The sequence below is a fragment of the Arthrobacter sp. Cza30 genome (assembly GCF_059090765.1).
The window spans coordinates 354,349-377,626 of record NZ_JBNHGA010000004.1 but is presented as its reverse complement, the minus strand read 5'-3'; the positions used below and the strand labels follow the sequence as shown (position 1 = coordinate 377,626).

Genomic DNA, 23,278 nt, shown 5'->3' with positions numbered 1-23,278 from the left:
CAGGTCGGGATGGGCCGGCACCAGTATGCCCCCGAGGGCGGACAGCGCCGCCTCGGGGGCATCGGGACGTCAGGGGCTACTCGGCGGCGCGCAGGCGCAGCTTGTCCTCGTTGATCTCGTGGAGCGCGATCGTCAGGGGCTTGTCCTCGACGGTGGAGTCGACGAGCGGGCCGACGTTGTCGAAGAGGTTGCCCTCGTGCAGGTCGGAGTAGTAGTCGTTGATCTGGCGCGCGCGCTTGGCGGCGTAGATGACGAGCTGATACTTCGAGTCGACCTTCTCGAGCAGGCTGTCGATGGGGGGCTCGATGATGCCCTGGTTCGTTCCGGCCATGGCGAAACCTCCTGGATCGGATGACGGCGTGGAAGTCTGAGCGCCCCGATGTGCCGGGGCATCCCACCATTCTACGGGAGGGGGCGGCGGTCAGCGCGCCAGCCGCGCGACCTCCTCGGCGGCGCGGGCCACGTCGTCGTTGACGACGCGATAGTCGAACTCCCCCTGCGCGGCGAGCTCGGTCTTGGCGGTCCGCAGCCGACGGGCGCGTTCGGGGCCGTCCTCGGTTCCGCGGCCGACGAGCCGCTGGACGAGCTCGTCCCAGCTGGGAGGCAGCAGGAACACCAGCGTCGCGGACGGATCGGCGGCCCTCACCTGGCGCGCACCCTGCAGATCGATCTCCAGCAGCACCGTCCGCCCTTCGCCGAGGGCCTTCTCGATCGGCGCGCGCGGCGTCCCGTAGCGGGAGGCGTTGTGCACCGTGGCGTACTCGAGCAGCTCGCCCTGGGCGATCATCCGGTCGAACTCCTCGTCGTCCACGAAGAAGTAGTGCTCGCCGTCGACCTCGCCCGGACGAGGCGTGCGGGTCGTCGCCGAGACCGAGAGGTGGATCTCGGGGTGGTGCTCCTTGATGTAGGCCGCGACCGTCCCCTTGCCCACCGCCGTCGGCCCCGCCAGGACGATCAGGCGGCTGCGTCCGGCGCGCGGCTCCAGTTCGGGCCACCGCGCGTCCAGGAACCGGCGCAGCGCGTCCCGCTGGCGCGTGCCCAGGCCGCCCAGCCGTTTGACGGGCGAGATCTGCAGCTCGCGCAGGATCCGGTCGCGCTTGCCCTCGCCGATCGCCGGGATGGCGGTGAGGAACTCGGTGACCCGCATCGCGCCGGCGGGCGACTCGGGCTCGTCGAGGGCGCGCCGCAGGAGCTCTTGCGGCGTGATGACCCGCATCGCGACGTCCTTCTTCAGGGCGGCGCGCTCTCGCCGCGCGGCGACGGCGCGGCGCGACGCGGCGATGCGATCGACTTCGGGCGGGGTTCGTGAATCAGGCATCGGAACCACCACGGTACATCGCGGCGCGCTCGGCGATCCGTTCCGCGAGCCGCCCGGGACCCGCCGACAGGACGCTTCGGCTCTCGGATGCCACCACGTTGGGGGCGGCGTCGCCGAAGAGGCCGGAAAGGTCTGCGGGCTGCGCGCCCTGCGCGCCGAATCCTGGTGCGAGGATCGGCGCGCCGCGCAGCGCGTCGTCGCTCAGCCCCACCGCGGCGCGGTCCACGGTCGCGCCGACGACGAGACCGATGGGGCCGAGGCCGCCCTGGAAGGCGGCGGAGGCGTTGACCCATGCGATGTCGCGCGCCACGCGCTCGGCCACGGACTGGTCGTCCGTGGCGGCGACGTCGACGGTGCGCGCGCTCTGCAGGGCGAACGCCTCGGGATTGCTCGTGGCCGCCAGGACGAACGCGCCCTTGTCGGCGCGCACGGCGGCGGTGAGGGCGGGGCGCAGCGCGTCGGCGCCGAGGTACGGGCTGAGGGTCACCGCGTCCGCTTCCAGCGGCGAGCCAGGCGTCAGCCACGCGGCGACGTAGCCGTCCATCGTCGAGCCGATGTCCCCGCGCTTGGCGTCGGCGATCACCACCAGCCCCGCCGCGCGCGCGGCCGCGAGCACGGCTTCGAGCGCCGCGAAGCCGGCGGAGCCGTACCGCTCGAAGAAGGCGACCTGCGGCTTGACGATCCCCACGCGGCCGGCGGCGGCCTCGACGACTCGCAGCCCGAAGTCGCGGGCGGACGCCGCCGAGGCATTCAGCCCCCACTCGCCCAGGAGGTGCTCATGCGGATCGATCCCCACGCACAGCGGCCCGTGGTCGTCGAGCGCGCGGCGCAGTCGCGTGCCGAAAGACGTCACGCGCCCGCCCCGCGCTCGGCGGCGTACTCCTGGAGGCTCTTGACGGCGAACCCGTCCCGCAGCACCGGCAGTGCGCTCACCGCGGCGCCGAGCACGGCCATGGTGGTGAACAGCGCCTTGTCGCCCGCCACCGCCGCCGCGCGGATCTCGTAGCCGTCGGCGCGCGCTGCGCCGCCGCTGGGGGTGTTCACCACGATGTCGATCTCTCCGGCGTTGATGAGGTCGACGATGTTGGTGCCCCCCGACTCCTGGGTCTCGGAGAACTTCTCCACGACGCGGACCTCGATGCCGTTGCGTGCCAGGATCTCCGCGGTGCCCTCGGTGGCGACCAGGTCGAAGCCGAGCTGCCGCAGCCGGTGCGCCGGAAGGATCACCGCCCGCTTGTCGCTGTCGGCCACCGAGATGAACACCGTGCCCTGCAGCGGCATCCCGCCGTACGCGGCCTGCTGGGACTTCGCGAATGCGGTCGGGAAGTCGCGGTCGATGCCCATCACCTCGCCGGTCGAGCGCATCTCCGGGCCCAGGACGGAGTCCACCGTCTGACCGTCGGCGGTGCGGAACCGCTTGAAGGGCAGCACAGCCTCCTTGACGGCGACCGGCGCGTCCAGCGGCACCCGCGATCCGTCCTGCGCGGGCAGCATCCCCTCGGCCTTCAGCTCGGCGATGGTCGAGCCCGCCATGATGCGCGACGCGGCCTTGGCCAGCGGAATGCCCAGCGCCTTGGACACGAACGGGACGGTGCGGCTCGCCCGGGGGTTGGCCTCGATGACATAGAGCACGCCGGCCGAGATCGCGAACTGCACATTGAGGAGCCCCCGCACCCCCACGCCATCGGCGATCGCGTGCGTGGCCTCGCGCACCCGGTCGATGTCCGTGCGTCCCAGGCTCACCGGCGGCAGCGTGCAGCTGGAGTCGCCGGAGTGGATGCCGGCCTCCTCGAGGTGCTCCATGACGCCGCCGATGTAGAGGTCCTGCCCGTCGTACAGCGCATCGACGTCGATCTCGATCGCGTCGTCGAGGAACCGGTCGACCAGGAGCGGCATGCCGGGCCCGATGATCGCCTGATCGGCGACCCGCACGAAATAGTCGCGCAGCGCCGGGGTGGAGTAGACGATCTCCATGCCGCGGCCGCCCAGGACGAAGCTGGGGCGGACGAGCACCGGGTATCCGATCTCCTCGGCCACGGCGACGGCGCCCTCGACGTCGATCGCCGTGCCGTTCCGGGGCGCGACGAGGCCCGCCTGGTCGAGGAGTCGGGCGAACTGCTCGCGCTCCTCCGCCAGATCGATCGCGGCGGGACCGGTGCCGAGGATCCGGTAGCCGGCGTCCTCGATGCCCTTGGCGAGCCCGAGCGGCGTCTGGCCGCCGAGCTGGCAGATGACCCCGAGGATCTCGCCGGACTGCGCCTCGGCGTGGAGCACCTCGAGCACGTCCTCGAGCGTCAGCGGCTCGAAGTACAGCCGGTCCGAGGTGTCGTAGTCGGTGGACACCGTCTCGGGGTTGCAGTTGACCATGATGGTCTCGTAGCCGGCATCGGCCAGCGCGAACGACGCGTGGACGCACGAGTAGTCGAACTCGACGCCCTGCCCGATGCGGTTGGGGCCGGAGCCGATGATGACCACCTTGGTGCGCTCCGACGGCGAGACCTCGGTCTCGGCGTCGTAGCTGGAGTAGTGGTACGGCGTGAGCGCCGGGAACTCCCCCGCGCAGGTGTCGACCGTCTTGTACACCGGCCGGATGCCGAGGCCGTGCCTGATCCGGCGCACCTCGGCCTCGGTGAGGCCCCGCAGCTGCGCGAGCTGGGCGTCGCTGAAGCCGTGCTCCTTCGCGATGCGGATGGTCGCGGCATCCAGCTCGTCCGCCTGCCGCACGTACTCGGCGACGTCGTTGATGAGCACGATCTGGTCGAGGAACCACGGGTCGATCTTGGTCGCCTCGAACGCCTGCTCGACGGTCGCCCCCTTGCGCAGTGCCTGCTGCAGCACGACGATGCGTCCGTCGGTCGGGGTCTTCGCGATCTCGAGGAGCTCCTCCACCGAGCGCGGCTCGTCGCCCCAGTGGAAGCTCGACCCGCGCTTCTCGAGGGAGCGCAGCGCCTTCTGCAGGGCGGTGGCGTAGTTGCGGCCGATCGCCATCGCCTCGCCCACGGACTTCATGGTCGTGGTGAGCGTCGCGTCGGCGGCCGGGAACTTCTCGAAGTTGAATCGCGGCACCTTCACGACGATGTAGTCCAGCGTCGGCTCGAAGCTCGCCGGCGTCACCTTCGTGATGTCGTTGGGGATCTCGTCGAGGCGGTAGCCGATGGCGAGCTTCGCGGCGATCTTGGCGATCGGGAAGCCCGTCGCCTTCGACGCCAGTGCCGACGATCGCGACACGCGCGGGTTCATCTCGATGACGATCACGCGACCGGTCTCGGGGTCCACCGCGAACTGGATGTTGCAGCCTCCGGTGTCCACTCCCACGGCGCGGATGATGTCGATGCCGATGTCACGCAGCTTCTGGTACTCCCGGTCGGTCAGCGTGAGCGCGGGCGCGACGGTGATGGAGTCGCCGGTGTGGACCCCCACCGGGTCGACGTTCTCGATGGAGCACACCACCACCGTGTTGTCGGCGGTGTCGCGCATGAGCTCGAGCTCGTACTCCTTCCAGCCGAGGATCGACTCCTCCAGCAGCACCTCGCTCGTGGGCGAGTCGTGCAGACCGGCACCGCCGATCCGGCGGAGGTCCTCCTCGTTGAAGGCGAAGCCCGAGCCGAGGCCGCCCATGGTGAACGAGGGGCGCACGACCAGCGGGTAGCCGAGCTTCTCGGCGCCGGCGAGCAGGTCCTCCATGGAGTGGCAGATGACGGATGCCGCAACGTCGGCGCCGGCCTCGAGGACGAGCTCCTTGAAGATCTGGCGGTCCTCGCCCTTGCGGATCGCGTCGACCTTCGCGCCGATGAGCTCGACGCCGTACTTGTCGAGGATGCCGCGGTCGTGCAGGGCCATCGCGGCGTTCAGGGCCGTCTGGCCGCCGAGGGTCGGCAGGATGGCGTCCGGCTTCTCCTTGAGGAGGATCGTCTCGATGACCTCGGGCGTGATCGGCTCGATGTAGGTGGCGTCGGCGAAGTCGGGATCCGTCATGATCGTGGCGGGATTGGGGTTCACCAGGATCACGCGGATGCCCTCGGCGCGCAGCACGCGGCACGCCTGGGTGCCCGAGTAGTCGAACTCGGCGGCCTGGCCGATCACGATCGGACCGGAGCCGATCACGAGGACGCTGCGGATGTCGGGGCGCTTGGGCATCAGTGGGCGTCCTTCTTGGTCGCGAGGTGCTCCACGACCAGGTCGCGGAAGCGGTCGAACAGGTAGTTGGCGTCGTGCGGGCCGGCAGCGGCCTCGGGGTGGTACTGCACCGAGAAGGCCGGGATGTCCAGGGCGCGCAGGCCCTCGACGACGCGGTCGTTGAGGCCGACGTGGCTCACCTCGACGCGCCCGTAGCCGTTCGGGCTCTCGAACGCACCCTCCAGCGGCGCGTCGACGGCGAAGCCGTGGTTGTGGGCGGTGATCTCGACGCGACCGGTGGTCTTGTCGAGCACGGGCTGGTTGATGCCGCGGTGACCGAACGGCAGCTTGTAGGTGCCCAGGCCCAGGGCGCGCCCGAGGAGCTGGTTGCCGAAGCAGATGCCGAAGAACGGCAGTCCCTCGTCGAGCACGCCGCGCAGCAGGTCCACGTGGTCGCCGGATGCGGCCGGGTCGCCCGGGCCGTTGGAGTAGAACACCGCGACCGGGTCGATCGCGCGGATCTGCTCGATCGTGACGTCCTGTGGCAGCACGTGCACGTCGAAGCCTCGCGCCGCGAGGTTGTTCACCGTCGCCTGCTTGACGCCGAGGTCCAGCACGGCGAGATTCCCGATGCGCTCCCCCGTCGCCGGCGTGATCTGCACCGCGGGGACGGAGACCGAGGCGGAGAGGTTCCGTCCTGCCATCTGCGGTGCCTCCTGCACGAGGCGAAGCTGCTCGTCGGGGTCGAGCGCGGCCGCCTCGCCCGAGAAGATGCCGCCGCGCATGCTGCCGGCCGAGCGGATGTGGCGGGTCACGGCGCGCGTGTCGATGCCGCTGATGCCGACGACGCCATCGCTCACGAGGGCATCGTCGAGCGACTCCTCGGCACGCCAGTTCGACACCACGCGGGAAGGGTCGCGCACGATGTAGCCCGACACCCAGATGCGACGGGACTCGGTGTCCTCGCCGTTCATGCCGGTGTTGCCGATGTGCGGCGCCGTCTGCAGGACGATCTGTCCGGCGTACGACGGGTCGGTGAGGGTCTCCTGATAGCCGGTCATGCCGGTGGCGAAGACGACTTCGCCGAGCGTGGTGCCCCGCGCTCCGTACGCGCGGCCGGTGTGACGCGTGCCGTCCTCGAGGACGAGAACGGCGGGATCGTTCTGGAAGAGGGAGGTCATGAGGAGGTTCCCGTCTGGTTCGGGTGGCGGATGCCGGCGATCGCGTCCGCGAGGGCGCGGGCCGAGGCATCCTGCGGGCGGAAGTAGGAGTCGACGATCGTGGCGTCGTCGATGCGCCATGACAGGCGCACGAGGCCGTCGCGTTCGACGACGCGGTCGATGGTCACGGTGGCCTGCGCGACGTCGGCGATGCGGTCCACGGTCACGACGATGCGGGGCCGGCCGGTGAGGTCGATCGCCACCCCGGCGTCGGTCACGGTGACCTCGGCGCGCGAGCGGAAGCCCAGGCCCTTGATCGCGAGCCGCTCGAGCGGCTCCCCGTGACGGGTCGTGGCGACGTACAGGCTCGGGAAGACACCGGTCACAGCGGCCCCCGAGGGCAGGTCGCCGCCGGGCGGGACGAGGCCGGCGTCGCGTCGGGTGCGTCGCCACCACGCCCAGGCCAGCAGACCCAGCAGCGCCAGGGCGACCAGGACGATGACGAGGAGGGCGGCTTCGCGGGTCATGCGCGCACCCCGGGGATCTCCAGCAGCGCCCCGTCTGCGACGGTCACCGTTCCCCGGTGCAGCGTCCAGCGGACCTCGCCGGGCAGGTCGCGGCCGACGTAGGGCGAGTTGACGCTGCGGCCGCGGAGATCCTCGGTGGTGAACGTGCGCACCGGAGACGGGTCGTACAGGGTGACCGAGGCGGGCTGACCAGCCGTGAGCGGGGTGCCGTGCCCGGCGAGCCGGCCGATGCGCGCGGGCTCGCGGGACATGATGCGCGCGACGTCGCCCCACGTGATCAGGCCGGTGTCGACCATCGCCTGCTGCACCACGCGCAGCGCGCTCTCGAGACCCACCATGCCGTTCGCGGCGGCGTGCCACTCGCACGCCTTGGCCTCGGCGGGGTGCGGCGCGTGGTCGGTCGCGACGATGTCGATCGTGCCGTCGGCGAGGCCCTCGCGGACCGCGAGCACGTCCTCCTCCCGGCGCAGCGGCGGGTTGACCTTGAATCGGGCGTCGTAGTCGCGCACGAGCTCCTCCGTCAGGAGCAGGTGATGAGGTGTGACCTCGGCGGTGACGTCGACACCGCGCTTCTTCGCCCAGCGGATGATCTCGACAGAGCCCGCTGTGGACAGATGGCACACGTGCAGGCGCGAGCCGACGTGCTCGGCCAGCAGCACGTCGCGCGCGATGATCGACTCCTCCGCGACCGCCGGCCATCCGGCGAGCCCCAGCTCGGCCGACACGGCGCCCTCGTTCATCTGGGCGCCCTCGGTCAGGCGCGGGTCCTGCGCGTGCTGCGCGATGACACCGTCGAACGCCTTTACGTACTCCAGCGCGCGTCGCATGATGAGCGGATCCCACACGCAGAAGCCGTCGTCGCTGAACACGCGGACGCGCGCGCGCGAGTCCGCCATGGCGCCCAGCTCCGCCAGGCGCTCGCCCCGCTGCCCGACGGTGACGGCGCCGATCGGCTGCACGGTGACGAAGCCGGCCGCCTCGCCGAGCGCGAGCTCCTGCTCCACGACGCCGGCGGTGTCGGCCACCGGCGAGGTGTTGGGCATCGCGAACACGGCGGTGTAGCCGCCCGCCGCGGCCGCGCGCGACCCGGTCAGCACGGTCTCGGAGGCCTCGTACCCGGGCTCGCGCAGGTGCGTGTGCAGGTCGACCAGCCCGGGCAGCAGCACGAGGCCGTCGGCGTCGACGACCGTCGCCCCCGACCGGCTCAGGCCGGCGCCGATCTCGGCGATGACGCCGTCTCGGACGAGGACGTCCGCGGAGGCCGAGCCTTCGACGACGGCCCCGCGGAACAGCAGGACCTCCCCCGCCGCGACGGTCGTGGTGTCGTGTCCGGACGCGCTCATCGTGTGGTCCCCTTCCGCGTGGCATCCGTCGAGTCGGCATCGCGCTCCGCGCCCGCCAGCAGCAGGTAGAGCGCGGCCATGCGCACCGAGACGCCGTTCGCGACTTGCTCGAGCACCGTCGAGCGGGGCGAGTCCGCGGCTTCTGCGGAGATCTCGAGCCCCCGGTTCATCGGCCCGGGATGCATCACAATGCTATCGGCTCCGAGACCCTGCAGACGCCGGGCGTCCAGGCCCCACCGGCGGGAATACTCCCGTTCAGTGGGGAAATAAGCGGCGTTCATGCGCTCCAGCTGGATTCGCAGCATCATGAGAGCGTCCGGCTGCGCCGCGATCGCCTCGTCGAGGTCGTACAGCACGCGGACGGGCCAGGTCGAGACGTCCTGCGGGATGAGGGTGGGTGGGGCGACCAGCGTCACGCGTGCGCCGAGCGTGTGCAGCAGCCAGACGTTCGAACGTGCCACGCGCGAGTGGAGGATGTCGCCGACGATCGTGACGCCGACCCCGGAGAGGTCGCGCCCGCGGCTGTCCTCCCCGAAGCGGCGCTTGCGGATCGTGTACGCGTCCAGCAGCGCCTGCGTGGGGTGCTCGTGCGTGCCGTCGCCGGCGTTGACCACGCCGGCCGAGATCCAGCCGCTCGTGGCCAGTGTGCGAGGGGCTCCGGAGGCTCCGTGGCGGATGACGACCGCGTCGGCCCCCATCGCCTGCAGCGTCTGCGCGGTGTCCTGAAGGGACTCCCCCTTGGACACGCTCGAGCCCTTGGCCGCGAAGTTGATGACGTCGGCCGACAGCCGCTTCGCCGCAGCCTCGAACGAGATGCGGGTGCGCGTGGAGTCCTCGAAGAAGAGATTGACGACGGTTCTGCCCCGCAGCGTGGGCAGCTTCTTGACCTCGCGCTGCTGGGTGTCGGCCATGTCCTCGGCGACGTCGAGGATGCGCAGCGCCTCGGCGGGGCTGAGCGACTTGGTGTCGAGCAGGTGCCTCATGACGCGATCGTCACCTCCTCGCTGCCGTCGACCTCGGCCAGGCGGACGTTGACGCGCTCGTCCCGCGCGCTCGGCAGGTTCTTGCCGACGAAGTCAGGGCGGATGGGCAGCTCGCGGTGGCCGCGATCGACGAGGATCGCCAGCCGCACGGCGGCGGGGCGGCCGATGTCCTGCAGGGCGTCGAGCGCCGCCCGGATGCTGCGGCCCGAGAACAGCACGTCGTCGACGAGGACGACGACCTTGCCGTCGACGCCGCCGGACGGGATCTGGGTGGGCTGGGGCGCGCGTGTGGGATTGCGATGCAGGTCGTCGCGGTACATCGTGACGTCGAGCGATCCGACCGGCACGGGCGCCTCGCCGAACTGCTGGACGAGCCGGCCGATGCGGTGGGCGAGCGTGACGCCGCGGGTGGGGATGCCGAGGATCACCAGACCATCCGGGCCCTTGTTGGACTCGAGGATCTCGTGGGAGATCCGAGTCAGGGCTCGCGCGATGTCGGCCTCATGCAGCACGGTGCGCGTGCTCATCCGCCGCTCCCTTCTCCGCCTCACGGGACGGGGTTAAAGGTTGCTGTGGTCGTCGTCCAGTCTATGACACGGCGAGACCGGCTCCCAATCGGAAGCCGGTCTTTGCGCGAGGCTGCGTCAGCGCCGTACCCGACCGCGCAGCACGCGCGAGGCGACGACCAGGGCGGCCGCGATGAGCACGACGTTCTTGAAGATGTACTGCCCGGTCAGCGTGGGACCCACGGGACCGAAGACCTCGCCGGGCAGGAGCACGATCGGCGACATGATGCCGACGAAGGCGAAGGCGAGCACGACAAGCCCCGCACGGGCGAACGCGCCGCCGAGGATGAGGAGCAGGCCCGCAGCCACCTCGATCACCGCGGTCGCCACGAGCGCCGCGTGGCCGCTGACGAGGCCGAAGGTCAGCTTCTCCCACGTGGCGCTGACGAGAGCCTCCACGGGGCTCATCCCGGGGATCAGCTTGAGTGCACCGAACGCGACGAAGACGGCGCCGAGGGCGACCCGCAGCGCGGGCACGCTCCAGCGCACCAGGAGATTCTTGAGCGCGGACTCCGCGCGGGCTTCGAGGGCGAGGGCGGCGCGCAGCGGGTGCGGGCGACGGACGCGGGCGGGGACGACGCCGGCGGCGCCGTGGACGGAAACGGTGGTCATGGCGTGACTCCTTCGGTCTGATCGCCCGCGGTCGCGGGCACGGTGATCTAGACCGGGGAGCGAGGTCCCTGATACGCACGGCGCCGATTCAGCACCTGACAGACAGCGATATCGCCGGGACCGGGCCGATCGGTTGTCGGAAGGCTACAACCGGGGGTCGCCTCGCCGCCGCGAGGACGTCAGGCTGCCGGTGCCGCTGCCGCCCGATGCAGGTCGTCCTCCACCTGGCTGGCGCGGATCGGGTGACCGTGGGTCGTGAGGCACCGACCCGAGGTGAGATCCCACTTCCAGTCGTGCAGGCTGCACGTGAGCACGCCGTCCTGGATCTTGCCGGTCTTGGACAGGTCGGCGCGCAGGTGCGGACAGCGTCGCTGCACGACCCAGTCCTCGAGCTGGATGTCCTCCGACACGTCGGACTGCTCCGCGTACCAGTTCTCGACGTACTCGATGCGGTCGCGCGAGAGGCACTTCATGAACGTGTAGATGAACTCGTTGAACTTGCCCACGCGCCCGGCGGCGAACTGCATCGAGAGGAAGATCGAGTTCGACCAGTCGATCTCGCGATCGGCGATGTTGGTCGAGACGAGGTCGGCCGGGATGGTGAACCAGTAGCTGGTCTCCTCCCCCGCGTACTCGCGCACCTTTGCCTTCGGGAAGTCCACGATCATGTCGAGGTCGCCGATCGTGTAGCGCACCGGCCCGCCGACGCCCTCGCGGAAGATCCGCCCCCGACGCAGCAGCGGCTCCCACCACTCCTTGATGGCCTGCAGCATCTCCGCCGGCGGAAGCGTGGCCGGTCGCGAGGCCTCCTCCTCGGCGATCTCGGCCTGCCGGGTGGCGCGCTGCTGCTCCAGGTAGCCCCACTTGTCCTCGAACATCGCCTGGATCTCGGCATCCGTGTAGAGCGTCTGCTCGATGGTCTGCACGCCGTTCTCGATGGTGACCACGGTGCCGGGGATGAAGACGTGACCGGTGTACTGCGGAGCCTCCTTCTGCATGCGACGGATGAACTCCACCTGATCGGTGAAGATCGAGTCGTTCGCGGCGCCGAGGCCGTTGTAGCGGAACAGCTCGTCGCGAAGGAACATCGGCGGCCCTGCCATGGGGAAGACGTGCGGTGCGTCCACCTTCTCGATGTAGTACATCGCCCGCTTGTGCTGCGCCTCGCGCTTGAGGTGGGCGAAGTTCTCCTTCGCGTCCTGCGGCAGGTCGTACACCATCGGCCACCAGATGGCGCCCGAGAACTGGGTGAAGTACGCCTCGGGCTTCGAGAACGACAGCAGCTTGTCGAGATCGAGGGGGTGCGAGTCGTTCTGGTTGAGGATCGACGCGGTGCCGTCGTCGATCGAGAGGCTCGAATCGCCGATGGGTCCGTCGGAGGGGGCGCGCAGCGGCGTGATCATCATGCGCAGCGGCCCGTACTCGAGGACCTCGCCGGCCTGGGTGTAGACGATGTTGTCGTACCCGAGCCTGCGCAGGTCCTGCTCGAGGTCATCGGTCGGGTACTCGGGAAGGAGGACCTTGATGTCCTTGGGCACGTAGGTCTCCAGCAGCCACGGGTCGAAGTGGTCCCGGTGCCGGTGGGAGATGTAGAGGAAGTCGGCCTTGCCGTACCGCTCCCAGTCGAGCCCGCGGTTGTCGGGGAACGGGAACCACGATCCGAAGAACGCCGGCTTCACCCAGGGGTCGCAGAGGATGCTTCCTCCGGCCGTCTCGATGAACATTCCGGCGTGGCCGAGCCCCGTGATGCGCATGGGAGTCCTCCTGTTCGAACCAGTCGATTCTAGGCGAGTGCTCGCTGAGAGCCCGCGGGACGAGCCGGGCCTCGCGATCCCGGTCGCTCTCACGGCTCGAACAGCGCGCGTATGTCCTCGGCGGTGAGCGTCTGGCTGAAGAGCGCGTCGTCGTCGAGGACCGAGCGGAACAGGCGGGCCTTGCGCTGCTGCAGCGCCATGACCTTCTCCTCGATCGTCCCGGCCGCGATCATCCGGTACACCAGGACGCTGCGGTGCTGGCCGATGCGGTGAGCCCTGTCGACGGCCTGCGCCTCGGCCGCGGGGTTCCACCACGGGTCGAGCAGGAAGACGTAGTCGGCTTCGGTGAGGGTGAGACCGAACCCCCCGGCCTTGAGACTGAGGAGGAACACCGGCGCCTCACCGCCGCGGAACGACGCGATCGCGGCGTCGCGGTCACGTGTGGAGCCGTCGAGGTAGGCGTACGGGATGCCACGCTGCTCCAGGCGCGCCGCGACGAGCCCGAGGAAGGACGTGAACTGGCTGAAGATCAGCGCACGGTGACCCTCGGCGAGGGCCTCGTCCAGCTGCTCGAAGAGCACGTCGAGCTTGCTCGGCGCGATGTGCGCATGCGCGGGATCGACGAGCTCGGGTGCCAGGCTCAGCATCCGCAGGAGGGTCAGCGAGCGGAACACGATGAAGCGGTTCCGATCGAGGTCGTCCAGGAGCCCCAGCACCTTCTGGCGTTCGCGCTGCAGCACGGTGTCGTACAGCGCGCGGTGCGCCGCGCCGAGCTCGATCTGCAGGGCCTGCTCCTGCTTGGCGGGCAGATCGGGGGCGACCAGCTCCTTCGTGCGCCGGAGCACGAACGGGCGGATCCGGCGACGCAGCCGCGCGAGACGCTGCGCCCGGTACGCGCCGCCTTCCCGGTTCTCGGGCACCTTGCCCTTCTCGATCGGACCGACGAACTCCTCCCGGAAGCGGCGCGCGGACGGGAAGAGCCCCGGCGCGACGAGGGACAGCAGCGCCCACAGCTCCGTCAGCGTGTTCTCCAGCGGTGTGCCGGTGATGGCGTAGACCACGTCGGCGCTCAGCGCCTGCGCCGCTCGGTAGGCCTTCGTCGCGCTGTTCTTGACGAACTGCGCCTCGTCCAGCACGAGGCCCGCCCATCCCACGTCGGCGAACTCGCGCTCGTCCAGTCGGAGCACCGCGTAAGAGGTGATCACGAGATCGGCCGAAGCGGCGGCGTCCGCGACCGCGGTCCCCCGCCTTGCGCGTGTCGCGTCGATCACCGCGACGCGCAGGCCCGGAACGAACCGGGCCGCCTCGGCGCGCCACGTCGAGAGCACCGACGTGGGGGCGACGACGAGGAAGGGTCGGCGCTCACCGTCAGCGCGGGTGTGCGAGATGAGCGTCAGCATCTGAAGCGTCTTGCCCAGGCCCATGTCGTCGGCGAGGATGCCACCCAGTCCGTGCTTCCACAGGAACGCCAGCCAGTCGTAGCCGGCTCGCTGGTACGGGCGCAGCTCGGCGCGTACGTCGGGAGGGACCGGCGCCGTGGGGACGCCGTCGGCGTTGCGGAGCCCCGCGATCGTCTCGCGCCATGTCACCGCCGGCTCCGCCTCATCGGCGAGGTCTTCGAAGTCGGACCACAGCGCCGTCTGGTATCGGCTGAGGCGCGGGCCGGTCTCCCACTCGTCGAGATCGCCGGCCTCGTCGATGAGGTCGCGCAGGCGCTGCAGCGAGGGATGGGTCAGCGAGAAGTAGGCGCCGTCGCTGAGCAGGACCTTCTTGCGTCCGAGCGACAGCGCCGTGAACAGCGTGGCGAACGGGATGCGCCGACCGTCGATCGTGACGACGAACCCGAGATCGAACCAGTCGGGATCCGTGGACTCGACGGTCGTGACGGCGATGCGGGGGTCGCCGCTCAGTTCCCGGTAGTGGGGCCGCTCGCCCGAGATGCGCACCTCGATGCCGTGCTCGCCGTCCAGGCGCGGCAGCAGGCGCGCGGCGAACTCCGCCGCGACCAGGCCCGAGAGCGCGTCGCGTGCGGAGAAGGGAACGGGCGAGTACTCGTGCCAGAGTCCCCGCAGGCGCTCGCGGATCGCCTCCTCCGCGGACGGATCGCCATCGGCCGCGTGCTGCCCCTCGGGCACCGGTGGGTGTTCGCCGTAGCGCCATGACAGCTCGTACTCGAGCCGGTGCGACGGCAGGAACCGCACGTCGAGGACCGCGGTCGGAGCGGGCGCCGCGGGAACGTCGATACCAGGCGCGTGCACGTCGACACGCCGGGCGATCCGCGGCAGGTGCTGCCGCACGAATTCGTCGGCGTCCTCACGCGGCACGAGCACCTCGCCGCCGGCGGCGAGCAGCGCCGGCACCGGGTCCGGGAGCGCCACCTCGGCGAGGGTGAGCTCGATCCGTTCGCCGCGGACGACGAACCGGTAGACCCCGGTGCGCCCGACCGGCCGCATCCGCGAGGCGCTCGTCGGCTCGCCGTCGATGGTGACCGCCGCCGACACCCGGAGCCCCGCACCGTCCCGTTCGGTGCGCACGGCGATCGATGCCTCATCGGCGATCGTCAGCGTCGTCGTCCGCTTGGTGGGAACGATCGGGATGCCCTCTCCGACCGCGGCGGCCAGGTGCGACCACACGAGGCGCGACTCCACGTCGTCGAGGGTGAGCCACTCGGACGCATCCGAGAAGGCGCCGAAAAGGCGCACGTCGCGCGCAATGCTGTACAGCTCGGCGAACCACCGCGTCTGTGCGAGTCGATACGGGCCGCCCGGCCGGCGCACCGCCTCCCACGAGACGGCGCCCTTGATCCAGGCATCCGAGCGGCTGCTGCGCTCGAGCGGGCGAAGACCGATCAGGACGTCCTCGCCGTGCATGTGGAGCCCCCGTGCGGTCGCCGTCTCGACGCGCGCCGGCGCCCATGTGGACGCGCCCCGCCGGACCCTCTGCCGCAGCTCGACGCCGAGGGCGAGCGGCGTCGCTTCCAGGTCGCCGGGCGGCGATCCCGGCGACGGCGACAGCACGTCGCGCCACGACGGCCTTCCGGAAGCAGGAGCGGCCTCGGCCAGGCGGTTGCCGGCCAGCAGCGTGGCCACCGTGTGCTTGCAGTCGAACTGCACGGGGCACGTGCACGAGGTCGCGGCGACCGGGCGGTCGGTGCGACGCGGATCCAGCCGGACGCGGCACCGGTACGGCGTGGGGCCGCTGCCGAGGACCGTCGCCTCGACGACCGAGGTCTCCGCGTCCCACGCCACGTGCAGGACCGCGCCGTCGGCGAAGTACGCCACCCCTCGCTCGTACGTGGCGCCGTCGACGAGGCGCCGGATGTGGGCGGCATCGACGAACGGAGGGGTCACGGCATCCATCCTGGCAAGACCGGCCGACGTTCCGGCCGGTGGCCGGCGCCGGTCAGGAGGAGCGGGCGATGCGGGCGAGCACTCCGTGCACGAAAGGTCCCGACTCGTCGGACGAGAACTCCTTCACCAGCTCCACGGCCTCGTCGATCGCCACGGCGGTGGGCACCTCGTCGTTGTAGAGGATCTCCCATGCGCCGATGCGCAGGACGGCGCGGTCGACGGCGGGCATGCGGGCGAGCGACCAGTCCTTGGCGAACGTGGTGATCTGCTCGTCGATCGCCTCGCGATTGTCGATCACGCCGTCGACGATCTCGCGCGCGTACAGCCACGAGGCCTGGCGGGCGGGCTCGCCGGCGGCGCGCTTGGCCTCCGCGGCGAGGATCACCGCGATGTCGTCCCCGCGGACATCGGCCTGGAACAGGATGTCCAGCGCGCGCTTGCGCGCCTTCGAGCGTGCGCTCATCGGTTTCGTGCAGTCATGGGCGGGCGCGTGGCGGCGCTCAGTTGACGCGACCGAGGTAGTCGCCGGTGCGGGTGTCGACCTTCACCTTGGTCCCGGTCTCGAGGAAGAGCGGCACCTGGATCTCGTAGCCGGTCTCGACGGTGGCGGGCTTGGTGCCGGCCGACGAGCGGTCGCCCTGCAGACCCGGCTCGGTGTAGGTGATCTCGAGCACCACGGACGCGGGCAGGTCGATGTACAGCGGGTTGCCGTTGTTGAGCGCGATCGTGACCTGCTGGTTCTCGAGCAGGAAGTTCTTGGCGTCGCCCACGGTCGCGGCGGGGACGGTGATCTGGTCGTAGTCGGCCGTGTCCATGAACACGAAGCCTTCGCCGTCGTTGTAGAGGTACGTGAAGTCGCGGCGGTCGACGTTCTCGATCTCGACCTTCGCACCGGCGTTGTAGGTCTTGTCGACGACCTTGCCGGTCATGACGTTCTTCAGCTTCGTACGGACGAACGCGCCGCCCTTGCCGGGCTTGACGTGCTGGAACTCCACGACGCTCCAGAGCTGACCGTCGATGTTGAGGACGACGCCGTTCTTGATGTCTGCGGTGGATGCCATGAGGTGAGGAAGTCCGTTCGTGTGAGGAGAGCGCGGCTCGCGCGGTCGCGGAGCCTGTCGAAGCGCCGACGGTCGATTCTACGGGATGCCTCGTCCGGTGCCGTCCGTCAAGCCGGCGCCCTCGCCGGCGATGATCCCGATGAGCCGGTCCACCGCCGACGCGTACCCGGCGACGCCCTCGCCGATGACGTGCACGACGGCGACGTCCGCGATGTAGGAGTGGTGCCGGAAGGGCTCGCGCTTCGAGACGTCCGAGATGTGGACCTCTGCGACGGGGAGCGCGACGCCGGAGAGCGCGTCGCGCAGGACCACCGAGGTGTGCGTGAGTCCGCCGGGGTTGATCACGATTCCGGCGCAGTCCTCGCGCGCCGCGTGGATCGCGTCGATGAGGACGCCTTCGTGGTTGCTCTGCACGGCTCGGATCTCGAAGCCGCGGGAGGCCGCGGCATCCGTCACCAGACGCTCGACGTCGGCGAGGGTCTGCGACCCGTAGATCTCGGGCTCGCGCGTGCCCAGCAGGTTGAGGTTGGGTCCGTTGACCAGGAGCAGTCGGCGTGGCGGGTTCACGCTGGCACGATATCGCGCCCGCTCAGAGCGAGCGGACCATCTCCAGCTCCCGCCCGATCGGTCCCGTGAAGGTCACGCCGGTCGGAACGAACCCGGCGCGGCGATAAGCGGCCTGTGCGCGCGCGTTGTCGACGTGGACGTCCAGGCTGAGGCGGGTCTGTCCGCGCTCGGCCGCCCACGCCGCGGCTGCATCCAGCAGCGCGTCGATGAGGCCGGAACCGCGGTGCTCGGCGCGCACGAAGACGCCGACCACGTCGGCCCGCGAGATGTACACGGTGCGACCGGTGTGGTCGACCACTCCCGCGGGGCGCACGAGCACCGTCGCCGTGCCCACCCAGTCGTCGGCGACGGCCGCGACGAACTGCGCCGCGTCATCGCCGGCTGCGGCTTCGGCGGCGCGCTCACGCCAGAACGCGTCATCGTGCTCGAGCTCTTGCTCGCGCGTCGAGAGGAACGCGATCGACGCGTGGGGATCGCTCACGGCCTCGATGCGGAGACCTCGCACCCGCTCCCACTCATCGGCGAGGATGCGTCGGACGACCCAGCCGGGATTCACCCGGCGACCTCCTGGTAGGCGGCGAACAGCAGCGACTCGTCCGGCGCCTGCAGCACCGTCGGCTTGGCGATGTCGTCCAGGACGATGAAGCGGAGCATCCCGCCGCGGCTCTTCTTGTCGCGCTGCATCGTCGCCAGCAGCTGCTGCCAGGCGCCGGCGCGGTAGGTCGTCGGCAGGCCGAGGGTGGTGAGGATGTCGCGGTGGCGCTGGACGGCGGCGTCCGGAAGACGTCCCGCCAGGCGGGACAGCTCAGCGGCGAACATCATGCCGACGGAGATGGCCGCGCCGTGGCGCCACCGGTACCGCTCCGCGTGCTCGATCGCGTGGCCGAGGGTGTGGCCGTAGTTGAGGATCTCGCGCAGGCCCGCTTCGCGGAGGTCCTCCCCGACCACACGCGCCTTCATGTCGATGGCCAGCTCGATGGTGCGGCGGAAGGCGTCGCTGCGAGGATCGACCGCTCGCGCGGGGTCCGCCTCGATGAGCTCGAGGATCTCGGGCGCCCAGATGAAGCCCGCCTTCACGACCTCGGCGTAGCCGGCGACGCGTTCGTTCGGCGAGAGCGAGTCGAGCAGATCTAGATCGCACACGACGGCGCGGGGCGTCCAGAAGGCGCCGACGAGATTTTTGCCCTCCGCGGTGTTGACGCCGGTCTTGCCGCCCACGGCGGCGTCGACCATGCCGAGCACCGTCGTGGGGACCTGGACGATCTCGACGCCGCGCAGCCAGGTGGCCGCCACGAAGCCGGCGAGGTCCGTCACGGCTCCGCCGCCGAATCCGATGACGGCGTCCGTGCGGGTGAAGTCGGCGCGCCCCATGATCTGCCAGCAGAACGCTGCGACCTCGATGCGCTTGCCCTGCTCGGCATCCGGGATCTCGGCCAGGAGCACCTCGCGGTCGGCGAGCAGCTGCTCGCGCAGCCGCTCCGCCTGCTCGGTGAGCGTCGGCGGATGGATCACCAGGACCTTCCGGGCGGCGGGCGGAAGGGCGTCGCCGACCGACGGCAGGATGCCCCGCCCCACCGTGATGTCGTAGCTCGCGTCGCCGCTCACGGCGATCGTGGTCGCATCGGTCATCGCTCCTCCTCGGGCTGGTTCTCGCGCACCCACGCGACGATGGCATCCACCACGTGCTGGAGGGGCCCGCTCGATGTGTCGAACGTGACGTCGGCGAGCTCCTCGTACAGCGGCAGCCGTTCGCGCAGGATCGCCGTCCACCGCTCGATGGCGTCGTCGCCCTGCAGCAGCGGACGCGTCGAGTCGCGGAAGCGGCCGGCGACGACGCGCGGCGAGACCGTGAGCAGGACGACCAGGTGTCCGGCGAGGTCGGCGCGGGTGTCGGGGTGCAGCACGGCTCCGCCGCCGAGGGAGACCACACCGCCGGCGGCCAGACCGTCGACCACGGCGTCCCGCTCGAGTTCGCGGAAGCGGCGCTCGCCCTGCTCGGCGAACAGCGTCTCGATGGGTCCGTGGGAGCGGACGATCGCCGCGTCGGAGTCATAGAAGGGGCGACCGAGGGCGCGGGCGACCTTCCGTCCGACGCTCGTCTTGCCGGCCCCCATGGGACCGATCAGGACGACCGCCTCAGAGCGCGAGGTCATGCTCGCCCAGCGCCGCGTCGCTGGAGGTGGCGGTGCGCAGGGTCTCAGGGATCGCCGCGAGGTACCCCTCGAGGTTGCGGCGGGTCTCGTCGACGCTGTCTCCGCCGAACTTCTCCAGCACCACGTCGGCGAGCACGAGCGCCACCATGGCCTCGGCCACCACACCCGCCGCCGGCACCGCGCACACGTCGGATCGCTGGTGATGCGCCGAGGCCGCATCGCCGGTGGACACGTCGACCGTCCGCAGTGCGCGCGGCACCGTCGCGATGGGCTTCATGCCGGCCCGCACACGCAGCACCGTGCCGGTGGACATGCCGCCCTCGGTGCCGCCCGCCTTGTCGCTCGAGCGGGTGATGCCCTGACCGGCCAGGTGGAGCTCGTCGTGAGCCTGAGACCCGCGTCGCGTCGTGGTCAGGAAGCCGTCGCCGACTTCGACGCCCTTGATGGCCTGGATGCTCATGAGCGCCTGCGCGAGCTTGCCGTCGAGCCGGCGGTCCCAGTGCACGTGGGAGCCGAGCCCGGGCGGCAGCCCGTACGCCAGCACCTCGACGATGCCCCCGAGGGTGTCGCCGTCCTTGCGCGCGGCGTCGACCTCGGCCACCATCGCCTCGCTCGTGGCGGCGTCGAAGCAGCGCAGCGGGTCGGCGTCCAGCGCGTCGACGTCGTCGGGGGTCGGCAGCGCGGCGCCCTCGGGCACGCGCACCGGCCCGATCGACAGGGTGTGGCTGACCAGGCGGATGCCGAGTTCGGCGAGGAACGCGCGGGCGACGGCGCCGAGGGCCACGCGGGCGGCGGTCTCACGCGCGCTCGCACGCTCGAGGATCGGCCGGGCCTCGTCGAAGCCGTACTTCTGCATGCCGACGAGGTCGGCGTGGCCCGGACGAGGCCGGGTGAGAGGGGCGCCTCGGCCACGTGACTTCTCGGTGAGCTCGGTCGGCTCGGCGCTCATCACCTCGACCCATTTCGGCCACTCGGTGTTGCCGATCCGCAGCGCGATCGGGCTTCCCAGCGTCAGTCCGTGACGGACACCGGTGGAGATGGTGAGCTCGTCCTCCTCGAACTTCATGCGCGAGCCTCGCCCGTAGCCGAGCTTGCGGCGCGCGAGATCCGCTTGGATCGCGGAGCGCGAGACCGGGACGCCCGCGGGCAGTCCTTCCATGACGGCGACGAGTTCGGGGCCGTGGGATTCGCCGGCCGTGAGCACGCGGAGCATTGGTCTAGTCTCCCACGGCCGCAGAGGCCGTTACGCGCTCACCGGCTCCTCGAGCACCGCCCGCATGGCCGAGACGACCCGCTCCTCATCGGGGAGCGCGGTGTCGGCGTCGCCGTGGGCGAAGATGCGGATCTGCAGCACCGCCTGATGCAGCAGCATCCCGAGCCCTGAGCGCGCCGGTCGCCCGGTCCGCTCCCAGGCGGCGGACACGGCGGTCGGCCAATGTCCGTAGACGACGTCGAGCAGCAGGCCGCCCGAGCGCGCGAGGGCGTCGGCGGCTCCGGCCGGGACCTGCGCGTCCCCGGGGAGTGTGGCGATCGTCAGCGGCACCTCGTCGTGAGTGCCCGGGCTGAACGGTCGGGCGGTCACGTTCACGCCGATCCGCTCGCCCAGGCTCCGGAGTCGCTCGACGGACTCCGGGCGGCGGGCGACGACCTCGACCTCGTCGGCGCCGAGGTCGCCGAGCGCCACGAGCGCCGACGTGGCCGTGGCACCGGCGCCGAGCAGACGCGCGCCCGCAACGGCGGTGATGCCGTCGTCCGCGAGAGCACGGGAGATGCCGCCCACGTCGGTGTTGAAGCCGCGGATGCCGTCGGGATCCAGCAGCAGCGTGTTGACGGCGCCGGTGAGCGTCGCGTGCCCGTCCAGCACGGCGGCCGCGCGGTGCGCCGCGGACTTCAGCGGCATCGTGAGGGACAGACCCCGCCACCCGTCATCCAGCGACGCCAGTTCGCGTGGGAACGAGTCCTCCGCCACACGGCGGCGCCCGTAGCGCCAGTCGAGCCCCAGCACCCGGTACGCGGCCGCGTGCAGCTCGGGTGAGCGGCTGTGGGCGATGGGGTCGCCCCACACCTCCAGCTTGCGGGCGCGGGCGCTCAGCACCCCGAGCCCGGGTTCTCGGAGCACCACCGCTGCATCTGCTCGACGTAGCGCAGGTGCTCGCTGTAGGTCTCCGTGAAGATGGTCTCCCCGGTGTTGAGATTGACCGTGACGAAGTACAGCCACGGCCCGGGCTCGGGATTCACGGCGGCGTCGATGGCGTCGTCGCCGGGGTTGGCGATCGGCCCGACGGGCAGCCCGGTGTGCACGTACGTGTTCCACGGGTTGTCGTCGTACTGCGCCTCCTCCGACGTGCTCGCCGACCCGGCGTGAAGCTCGCCGTAGCCGTACTGGGCGGTCGAATCCATCTGCAGGAAGCCGTTGGTCTCCGGGTTGCTCGGGTCCAGGCGGTTCTGGATGACCGTCGAGACCTTCTTCATGTCGGCGACGTAGCGCGCTTCGCGCTGGATGATCGACGCGATGGTGAGGATGCGCTGCCGGTCGTCGGCGGGCACCCCGGCCGCGTCCAGCGACTGCACCGTGCGGTTCACGAGCGTCTGCACGACGTCCTGGGCGGTGACGCCGGGATCGAAGGTGTAGGTCGCCGGGAACAGCCAGCCCTCGAGGCTCTGGGCCGCCACGCCGTAAGCCGCCGGATCGGCGATCGCCGCTTGATAGTCCTCCAGCGGGATGCCGGTCCCCTCGGCCAGCCGCTCGATCGTCTGCTCGACCGTGAGCCCCTCGGGCACCTGAGCTGTGTTCTCCATCTTGTTCGCCGGATCCAGCAGCGCATCGAGAGCCGCCGCGGATGTCATCTGCTTCTGCAGCCGGTAGACACCGGGCTGGAAGGGCGGGTTGAGATTCTCCTCGATGAGGTAGTCGTAGAACGCCTCGGGGGTCTTGGTCACGCCGGCGTCGTACAGCGCCTGCGAGATCGGAGAGCCGGTGTCACCGGAGGCGATGGTCACGAACGCCTCGCCGTTGGCCAGTCCCTCTTCGTAGTCCTTGGGCGCCTGCCAGCCCATCACCTCGCGGATCTTGTCCTCGTACGTCGTCCACACGTACCAGCCGCCGCCGGCGATGCCGCCGAGGATCACGAGGACGATGCCCAGGGCGATCCAGCCGCCGATGCGGCGCCGGCGCTTGTTCTTCGGCGGCGGGACGGCGCCGAGCTCATCCGTGGAGCTGTCTCCGGTGAACAGGTCCTCGAGCGTCGCGGTCGCCCGCCGAGCAGGCGTCGCCTCCCGCTCCCCTGCGGCGTGCTCGCCGGCCCCGGGAGCCTGGATGGCGACGTCGCCGGTACGGCTGTAGGCCGGCGCGACGGACCCCGCCTGTGTGGGAAGAAGCGGCGGCTCGTCGCTCACGGACGCGGCCGTGGCGGCATCGACCGAGCGGGGAGCGGGAACAGTCCCCGCGGAGGTGTCGACCGGGATGCTGTGCGAGGTGACGGACGCCTGCTCCGCCGGCGCCGGAGAAGACGGCGCTGCGGGCGTTCCCGCCGTTCCTGCCGACGTGACCGGCGCCTCGCCCGAGGTGACCGGCGTCTCGCCCGTGGCGGCGCGCCGGGCGGCCTCACGAGCCTCGCGGCGCGACTTCGGGGCGGCGTCGACGCCTCCCGGCGCAGGAGGCGTCACCTGCCCGGAGCTGCTCCGGACCGGACGGATGTCCCGGGAGCGCGGATCGGGGAGTTTTCCGTACAGATCCGCGAAGGGATCATCGGACGTTGATTCGGGCAT

21 protein-coding genes are annotated in these 23,278 nt (G+C 70.9%); all 21 read right to left on the bottom strand.

What is annotated here, in order from left to right:
- Positions 1–76: 76 nt before the first annotated feature.
- Positions 77–331 (bottom strand): DNA-directed RNA polymerase subunit omega, encoded by a 255-nt coding sequence (gene rpoZ, locus AC5RVZ_RS15345; RefSeq protein WP_494066631.1) that lies wholly within the window; start codon positions 329–331, stop codon positions 77–79.
- A gap of 90 nt (positions 332–421) precedes the next feature.
- Positions 422–1,318, bottom strand: coding sequence for a guanylate kinase (gene gmk, locus AC5RVZ_RS15340; protein WP_494066630.1), 897 nt, complete (start codon positions 1,316–1,318; stop codon positions 422–424).
- Entirely contained in the window at positions 1,311–2,171 is an 861-nt protein-coding gene (gene pyrF / locus AC5RVZ_RS15335; protein WP_494066629.1) for an orotidine-5'-phosphate decarboxylase, read from the bottom strand. The genes gmk and pyrF overlap by 8 nt, the downstream gene beginning before the upstream one ends.
- The gene (gene carB, locus AC5RVZ_RS15330; RefSeq protein ID WP_494066628.1) at positions 2,168–5,455 is read right to left on the bottom strand and encodes a carbamoyl-phosphate synthase large subunit; all 3,288 of its coding nucleotides are present in this window, start codon (positions 5,453–5,455) and stop codon (positions 2,168–2,170) included. Before carB ends, pyrF begins: the two co-directional genes overlap by 4 nt.
- Positions 5,455–6,615 (bottom strand): glutamine-hydrolyzing carbamoyl-phosphate synthase small subunit, encoded by a 1,161-nt coding sequence (gene carA / locus AC5RVZ_RS15325; RefSeq protein ID WP_494066627.1) that lies wholly within the window; start codon positions 6,613–6,615, stop codon positions 5,455–5,457. Before carA ends, carB begins: the two co-directional genes overlap by 1 nt.
- Positions 6,612–7,121: a PH-like domain-containing protein gene (locus AC5RVZ_RS15320; RefSeq protein ID WP_494066626.1), complete on the bottom strand. Its 510-nt coding sequence runs from the start codon at positions 7,119–7,121 to the stop codon at positions 6,612–6,614. Before AC5RVZ_RS15320 ends, carA begins: the two co-directional genes overlap by 4 nt.
- Positions 7,118–8,464, bottom strand: coding sequence for a dihydroorotase (locus AC5RVZ_RS15315; RefSeq protein ID WP_494066625.1), 1,347 nt, complete (start codon positions 8,462–8,464; stop codon positions 7,118–7,120). The genes AC5RVZ_RS15320 and AC5RVZ_RS15315 overlap by 4 nt, the downstream gene beginning before the upstream one ends.
- Entirely contained in the window at positions 8,461–9,447 is a 987-nt protein-coding gene (locus AC5RVZ_RS15310) for an aspartate carbamoyltransferase catalytic subunit (protein ID WP_494066624.1), read from the bottom strand. The genes AC5RVZ_RS15315 and AC5RVZ_RS15310 overlap by 4 nt, the downstream gene beginning before the upstream one ends.
- The gene (gene pyrR, locus AC5RVZ_RS15305; protein WP_494066623.1) at positions 9,444–9,974 is read right to left on the bottom strand and encodes a bifunctional pyr operon transcriptional regulator/uracil phosphoribosyltransferase PyrR; all 531 of its coding nucleotides are present in this window, start codon (positions 9,972–9,974) and stop codon (positions 9,444–9,446) included. Before pyrR ends, AC5RVZ_RS15310 begins: the two co-directional genes overlap by 4 nt.
- Positions 9,975–10,091: 117 nt before the next feature.
- Positions 10,092–10,625, bottom strand: a complete 534-nt coding sequence (locus AC5RVZ_RS15300) for a DoxX family protein (RefSeq protein WP_494066622.1) — start codon at positions 10,623–10,625, stop codon at positions 10,092–10,094.
- A 179-nt stretch (positions 10,626–10,804) separates the two neighbouring features.
- Positions 10,805–12,379 carry a Rieske 2Fe-2S domain-containing protein gene (locus tag AC5RVZ_RS15295; RefSeq protein ID WP_494066621.1) on the bottom strand — a complete coding sequence of 525 codons (1,575 nt, stop codon included), beginning with the start codon at positions 12,377–12,379 and terminating at the stop codon, positions 10,805–10,807.
- An 89-nt stretch (positions 12,380–12,468) separates the two neighbouring features.
- Positions 12,469–15,729: a DEAD/DEAH box helicase gene (locus tag AC5RVZ_RS15290; RefSeq protein WP_494066620.1), complete on the bottom strand. Its 3,261-nt coding sequence runs from the start codon at positions 15,727–15,729 to the stop codon at positions 12,469–12,471.
- 52 nt (positions 15,730–15,781) lie between these two features.
- Positions 15,782–16,192, bottom strand: coding sequence for a transcription antitermination factor NusB (gene nusB / locus AC5RVZ_RS15285; protein WP_494066619.1), 411 nt, complete (start codon positions 16,190–16,192; stop codon positions 15,782–15,784).
- Between the two features lie 37 nt (positions 16,193–16,229).
- Positions 16,230–16,790: an elongation factor P gene (gene efp, locus AC5RVZ_RS15280; protein ID WP_494066618.1), complete on the bottom strand. Its 561-nt coding sequence runs from the start codon at positions 16,788–16,790 to the stop codon at positions 16,230–16,232.
- Positions 16,791–16,868: 78 nt separating this feature from the next.
- Positions 16,869–17,357, bottom strand: coding sequence for a type II 3-dehydroquinate dehydratase (gene aroQ, locus AC5RVZ_RS15275; RefSeq protein ID WP_494066617.1), 489 nt, complete (start codon positions 17,355–17,357; stop codon positions 16,869–16,871).
- 22 nt (positions 17,358–17,379) lie between these two features.
- On the bottom strand, positions 17,380–17,913 hold the full coding sequence (locus AC5RVZ_RS15270) for a GNAT family N-acetyltransferase (RefSeq protein WP_494066616.1): 534 nt from the start codon (positions 17,911–17,913) through the stop codon (positions 17,380–17,382).
- Complete coding sequence (gene aroB / locus AC5RVZ_RS15265; protein ID WP_494066615.1) at positions 17,910–18,986, bottom strand: 3-dehydroquinate synthase; 1,077 nt, start codon at positions 18,984–18,986, stop codon at positions 17,910–17,912. Before aroB ends, AC5RVZ_RS15270 begins: the two co-directional genes overlap by 4 nt.
- On the bottom strand, positions 18,983–19,510 hold the full coding sequence (locus tag AC5RVZ_RS15260) for a shikimate kinase (RefSeq protein WP_494066614.1): 528 nt from the start codon (positions 19,508–19,510) through the stop codon (positions 18,983–18,985). Before AC5RVZ_RS15260 ends, aroB begins: the two co-directional genes overlap by 4 nt.
- On the bottom strand, positions 19,494–20,723 hold the full coding sequence (gene aroC / locus AC5RVZ_RS15255; RefSeq protein WP_494066613.1) for a chorismate synthase: 1,230 nt from the start codon (positions 20,721–20,723) through the stop codon (positions 19,494–19,496). The genes AC5RVZ_RS15260 and aroC overlap by 17 nt, the downstream gene beginning before the upstream one ends.
- 30 nt (positions 20,724–20,753) lie before the next feature.
- The gene (locus AC5RVZ_RS15250) at positions 20,754–21,632 is read right to left on the bottom strand and encodes a shikimate dehydrogenase (protein ID WP_494066612.1); all 879 of its coding nucleotides are present in this window, start codon (positions 21,630–21,632) and stop codon (positions 20,754–20,756) included.
- Positions 21,599–23,278, bottom strand: a complete 1,680-nt coding sequence (mltG, locus tag AC5RVZ_RS15245; RefSeq protein WP_494066611.1) for an endolytic transglycosylase MltG — start codon at positions 23,276–23,278, stop codon at positions 21,599–21,601. The genes AC5RVZ_RS15250 and mltG overlap by 34 nt, the downstream gene beginning before the upstream one ends.